Origin of the sequence: Brevundimonas bullata (assembly GCF_014207965.1) — a bacterium.
In the GTDB taxonomy this organism is placed as follows: Bacteria; Pseudomonadota; Alphaproteobacteria; order Caulobacterales; family Caulobacteraceae; genus Brevundimonas; species Brevundimonas bullata_A.
Window position 1 is genome coordinate 1 of record NZ_JACHLM010000015.1, and the last position, 1365, is coordinate 1365.

A 1365-nucleotide genomic window follows, 5' to 3' on the forward strand; every position below is an offset into this window, starting at 1 on the left:
AGCATGCGTAATCGGGCGGTCCTGCGAAGGGGCAAGCTCCCATAGAGTGCTCGGCTCAGTCCGAGATGAAGGGAGACGACGATGTTCTACGCTGCGTTGGATGTGTCGCTGCGCTCAGTGGCGGTCTGCATCATTGATGACAATGGCAAGGTCCGCCTCGAGCGATCAGTGCCGTCGGATGTGCCAGACCTGGTTCGCTGCCTGAAGGAGTTCGGCGAACCGGTCCACCAAGTCGGGCTGGAGGCCGGCACGCTCACTCAGCACCTGACCTATGGTCTTCGGGAGGCCGGCTTCGACGTCGTGTGCATGGAGGCGCGGCAGGTTGCTGCAGCCCTCTCCGCCATGCGTAACAAGACCGACAAGCACGACGCCCGCGGCATCGCCCAGATCCTCCGCTCCGGTTGGTACAGCCGGGTTCATGTGAAGAGCGTCGAGAGCCATCATCTGCGGGCCCTGCTGACCAGCCGTAAGGTGATGCAGCGCAAGTGCATCGACCTGGAGAACGAGATCCGCGGCCTGCTGAAGATCTTCGGCGTCAAGCTGCCGATGCGCCTGTCGCGCGGCGCCTTCGACGTTGCCGTGCGCGATTCTATCGAAAGTGATCCGGCCCTGAGCCACGCCCTCCTGCCAATGCTCCAAGCGCGGCAGATGCTGTTCGAAACCTTCATGGAGCTCGACCGCAGGGTGCGGAAGGCGGCCCACGAAGACGAGGTCTGCGTTCGGTTCATGGGCATTCCGGGCGTCGGCGAGATCACGGCGCTAAGCTTCAAGGCCGCCGTAGACGACCCCGCCCGCTTCAAGAGCTCGCGCACCGTCGGCGCGCACTTCGGCCTGACGCCGCGACGCTTCCAGTCAGGCGAGAAGGACAACCCTGGACGCATCTCCCACGCCGGCGACTCCGACGTGCGCGCCACCCTCTACGCTGCCGCCAACGCCATGCTCATGCGCTCGATTAAGTGGTCGAGCCTGAAGGCCTGGGGCATGCGGTTGATGAAAACCAAGGGCCGCCGACGCGCCATCGTCGCCGTGGCCCGCAAGATCGCTGTCGTCCTGCACCGTATGTGGGTCGACGGCACTGAGTTCCGGCTCGGATCGGAGGCGGCGGCATGACCTGACAGCTCCCCCTCCAATCCGATCCTGGCCGGATCGTCCCACGCGGACGACGGGATGGATGAAGCCGAAAATGTCTGCTGCGCTTCGAGCGCGACCAAAAGCGAGGCTCTCCAGACCCTGATCCCATGCATGCGTGCAGCGGCTCCGCTCGCAAGGAGCCATCCAGACTGCGAAGAGAAGCGTGACCCGCGTGATCGATCAGGCCGACAAGGATCACAAACCAGCTTGACCCCTATGCCCGATTAGAGAAGC

1 protein-coding gene is annotated in these 1365 nt (G+C 64.0%); it reads left to right on the forward strand.

Annotated features, from left to right (window positions below; translation table 11 throughout):
• Nucleotides 1-81: 81 nt before the first annotated feature.
• The gene (locus tag HNP51_RS18315; RefSeq protein WP_184274141.1) at nt 82-1110 is read left to right on the forward strand and encodes an IS110 family transposase; all 1029 of its coding nucleotides are present in this window, start codon (nt 82-84) and stop codon (nt 1108-1110) included.
• Nucleotides 1111-1365 lie beyond the last annotated feature (255 nt).

Bases quoted from the DNA above. Each gene is read 5' to 3' on its own strand.
- HNP51_RS18315 (WP_184274141.1), top strand. From the start codon at position 82: ATGTTCTACGCTGCGTTGGATGTGTCGCTGCGCTCAGTGGCGGTCTGC.